Source organism: Streptomyces sp. LS1784, from assembly GCF_020103755.1.
Classification (GTDB): Bacteria; Actinomycetota; Actinomycetes; order Streptomycetales; family Streptomycetaceae; genus Kitasatospora.
Genome location: NZ_JAHSQD010000700.1, coordinates 1 through 3,776, shown reverse-complemented (window position 1 = coordinate 3,776; position 3,776 = coordinate 1). Strand labels below are relative to the sequence as shown.

The 3,776-nt window shown below is 74.6% G+C and carries 4 protein-coding genes; 1 reads left to right on the top strand and 3 read right to left on the bottom strand.

What is annotated here, in order from left to right; genetic code table 11:
- Nucleotides 1-772, top strand: a 772-nt coding sequence (locus tag KS423_RS40830; RefSeq protein ID WP_224284787.1) for a PLP-dependent aminotransferase family protein, incomplete at its 5' end; no start/stop codon positions are given.
- A gap of 200 nt (nt 773-972) precedes the next feature.
- Here the strand turns inward: KS423_RS40830 and KS423_RS40825 are convergent.
- The 3 genes from KS423_RS40825 to KS423_RS40815 all read right to left on the bottom strand — a co-directional run bounded on the left by KS423_RS40825 (nt 973) and on the right by KS423_RS40815 (nt 3,637).
- On the bottom strand, nt 973-1,161 hold the full coding sequence (locus KS423_RS40825) for a DUF6126 family protein (RefSeq protein WP_224284786.1): 189 nt from the start codon (nt 1,159-1,161) through the stop codon (nt 973-975).
- 32 nt (nt 1,162-1,193) lie between these two features.
- On the bottom strand, nt 1,194-1,829 hold the full coding sequence (locus KS423_RS40820) for a helix-turn-helix domain-containing protein (protein ID WP_224284785.1): 636 nt from the start codon (nt 1,827-1,829) through the stop codon (nt 1,194-1,196).
- Between the two features lie 74 nt (nt 1,830-1,903).
- A complete protein-coding gene (locus tag KS423_RS40815; RefSeq protein ID WP_224284784.1) occupies nt 1,904-3,637 on the bottom strand; it encodes a pyruvate dehydrogenase in 1,734 nt (577 codons plus the stop codon).
- Between the last annotated feature and the right edge of the window lie 139 nt (nt 3,638-3,776).

The window sequence follows — 3,776 nt, the reverse complement described above, 5'->3', positions numbered from 1 at the left end:
GGCCGCCGGGCTCGCCACCGCCCCGGTGCCGCTGGACGCGGACGGCGCTGTGGTCGACCGGCTCGGCAACCGGGCCGACGCCGTCCTGCTCACCCCGGCCCACCAGTTCCCCACCGGCGCCGCGCTGTCCGCCGGCCGGCGGGCGGAAGCGGTGCGGTGGGCGCGGGAGCACGACCGGTACGTCATCGAGGACGACTACGACGGCGAGTTCCGCTACGACCGGCAGCCGCTCGGCGCGATGCAGGCGCTGGACCCGGAACGGGTGGTGTACGCCGGAACGGCCGCCAAGAGCCTCGCACCGGGCCTGCGACTGGCCTGGCTGGCCCTGCCGGACGCGCTGGTCGAACCGGTCGCCCGGCTGAAGGCGCTGGCCGACACGATGTCCCCGGTGCTGGACCAGCTGACGCTGGCGGAGCTGATCACCTCCGGCACGTACGACCGCCACGTGCGGCGCTGCCGGCTGCACTACCGGCGCCGCCGCGACCACCTGGTCGCGGCGCTCGCCGAACGCGCCCCGCACGTCCGGGTCACCGGCATCGCGGCCGGCCTGCACGCCGTCCTCCAGCTGCCGCCCGGTTCCACCCCCGAAACCGAACTCCTCGCCCGTGCCCAGCGGGCCGGCCTCTCCCTCAACGGCCTCACCTGGCACCGCGCCGCACCGTCCCCCGCCGACACCGCCCCACCCGCCCTGGTCATCGGCTACGCCGCCCCGCCGGATCACGCCTTCCCGGCGGCGGTGCAGGCCCTCTGCGAACTGCTGCGCAGGGCGTGAGGGGGAGGGTGGGCGGGGCTTCGGCCGCGCCGGCATCCCCCGAACCGACGTGCGGGGCATGACGGGCAGGCAGGGAACGGGCGGCCTCCGGGGCGCCGCAGTCGCCGGAGGCGGCACTGCGGCGGAGGGGGTGCCGGTCCGGGGGGCGGTCCGCCCGCCCCCCTCGGGGGCGGGGGCGGGCGGCCGGTCGGGGGTGTGGACTACTTGTTGCGGCTGCCGAGCTCGAACAGGAGGATGATGAATCCGGCGAAGGCGTGGCAGCCGACGGTGTAGAGCACCAGGCGGTGGTAGACGCGCTTGTTGGCCCACTTGCCGGCGTCGATGGTCTTCGGACCGGCGGCGGTGTCGGCCGCGGCGGCCGGGGTGGCGGTGGTGGCGGGATCGGCCATGGTGATCTCCTCCGGGGTGTTCTGACGGCAGGTCAGTGAACGGCGGCGGGGCCGCCGCCGAGGCAGAGTTCGCCGCCGGGGCTCTGCAGCAGGGTGTGGACGAAGAGCAGTTCGACGTCGCCGTCGGACTCCGCGGCGATGCAGTGCGGGGTGAGCGAGTCGTAGTGGGCGGAGTCGCCCACCGCGAGGTGGTGGACGCGGTCCCCGAGGGTGACCCGGAGCGCGCCCTTCAGGACGTACAGCCACTCCTCGCCCGGGTGGACCCGGACCACCGCGTCCTGCACGCCCGGCGGGACGTGGACCCGCAGGGCCTGCATGGCGCGGCCGGGGGCGCCGGCCCGGCGGTAGCCCCAGCCACCGGCCCGACCGGGCTCGATGGCGCCGCCGCGGACGACCGGGTCCGGTTCGGCCAGGGTCTCGCCGAGCAGGCCGGAGACCGAGGTCCCGTACGCGCGGGCGAGGCCGAGCAGGACGGGCAGCGAGGGCTGCCGACGGCCGGTCTCCAGCCGGGACAGATAAGCTGGGGAGAGCCCGACCCGTCCGGCGGCCACCTCCAGCGTGAGACGGCTGCTGAGCCGGTGCTCACGGAGGCGGGCGGCGAGGCCGGCGACCTCCTGGTCGTCGAGCTGTTCGCCCGTGGCGGCGGCACCGGTGGAGCTGCTGGTCATGTGTCCAGTGGACACCCGGCGTGCCGCACAGGCAAGAATTTTGCCTCAGAGGCAAGCAGCCCGAGAACCCGCGCTCACGGCCGCGGAATGTTCCGCAGGTTGCTCCGCGCCAGGTCGATCATGCGCCCGACTCCGCCCGAGAGCACCGTCCTGCTCGCCGCCAGCGCGAAGCCCTTCAGCTGGGCGGCGGTGATGTGCGGCGGGATGGACAGCGCGTTGGGGTCGGTGACCACGTCCACCAGGGCCGGACCCGGCCGTTCCAGCGCCTCCGCCAGCACCTCCCGGACCCGGGACGGCTCGGTCACCCGCTTGGCCTGGATGCCCATCGCCCGGGCGATCCCGGCGTAGTCCACGTCCCCGTTGTCGATCTCGGACTCCGGGTAGCCGGAGACCAGCATCTCCAGCTTGATCATGCCGAGCGCGCCGTTGTTGAAGACCACCGTCTTCACCGGCAGCCGGTGCTTGGCCACCGTGAGCAGCTCGCCGAGCAGCATGCCGATCCCGCCGTCGCCCGCCATCGCGACCACCTGCCGCCCCGGGCAGGCGGCCTGGGCGCCGATCGCGTGCGGGAGGGCGTTGGCCATCGAGCCGTGCAGGAAGGAGCCGATCACCCGGCGACGGCCGTTGGGCTGGAGGTAGCGGGCGGCCCAGACGTTGTTCATGCCGGTGTCCACGGTGAACACCGCGTCCTCGGCGGCCACGTCGTCCAGCACCGAGGCGACGTACTCGGGGTGGATCGGCAGGTGCTTCTCGATGTCCCGGGTGTACGCACCGATCACGTCCTCCAGCGCCCGGCAGTGCTTGCGCAGCATCCCGTCCAGGAAGGCCCGGTCGGACTTGGCCTCCAGCAGCGGCAGCACGGCCCGCAGGGTGGCGGCCACGTCGCCGTGGACGGCCAGGTCGAGGGCGGTGCGGCGGCCGAGCCGGGTGGCGTCGTGGTCGACCTGGACGGTGTGCGCCTGCGGCAGGAAGGAGTCGTACGGGAAGTCGGTGCCGAGCAGCAGCACCAGGTCGGCGGAGTGCAGCGCCTCGTGGCACGCGCCGTAGCCGAGCAGTCCGCTCATGCCCACGTCGTACGGGTTGTCGAACTGGATCCACTCCTTGCCGCGCAGGGAGTGGCCGATCGGCGCGTTCAGGGCCTGCGCGGCCGCCAGCACCTCGGTGTGCGCCCCGCGCACCCCGGCGCCGCAGAACAGCACGACCTTGCGGGCCTCGTTGAGCAGCCGGGCCAGCTCCTGCACCTGGGACCAGGGCGGCGCGGCGACGGCCTGCTCGGTGAGGAAGTGGCTGGTGCCGGTGGGTGCGGCGGCGGGGAGCGCGGCGACGTCCCCGGGGAAGGCGAGCACCGAGACGCCGTGCGAGCCGAGCGCGTGCTGGATCGCGACCCGCAGCAGGCGGGGCAGCTGGGCAGGGGTGGAGAGCATCTCGCACCAGTTGCTGCAGTCGGTGAACACCCGCTCGGGGTGGGTCTCCTGGAAGAAGCCGGTGCCGATCTGCCCGGACGGGATGTGCGAGGCGAGCGCGAGCACCGGAAGGCCGCTGCGCTGGGCGTCGTAGAGGCCCTGGATGAGGTGGGTGTTGCCTGGGCCGCAGGAGCCCGCGCAGACCGCGAGCCGTCCGGAGATCTCGGCCTCGGCGGCGGCCGCGAAGGCGCCGGCCTCCTCGTTGCGCACGTGCACCCAGCTGATGCCGTCGGCCCGGCGGATCGCGTCGACGACGGGGTTGAGGCTGTCGCCGACGACGCCGTAGACCCGCTCCACCCCGGCCTGCCGGAGCACCTCCACCATCTGTTCGGCCACGCTCGCCACGGCTGCACTCCTTCGGTTGCCACGGGACACCTGCACCCTCCGTCGGCGGGGTGGCGGGCGCAGCCGGGGTGGGCCGCACGGGTGAGGGTGGGGCGCGGGGCGGGACCGGGCCGGGGCGGCCGGACGGCCGGCGGGGTGG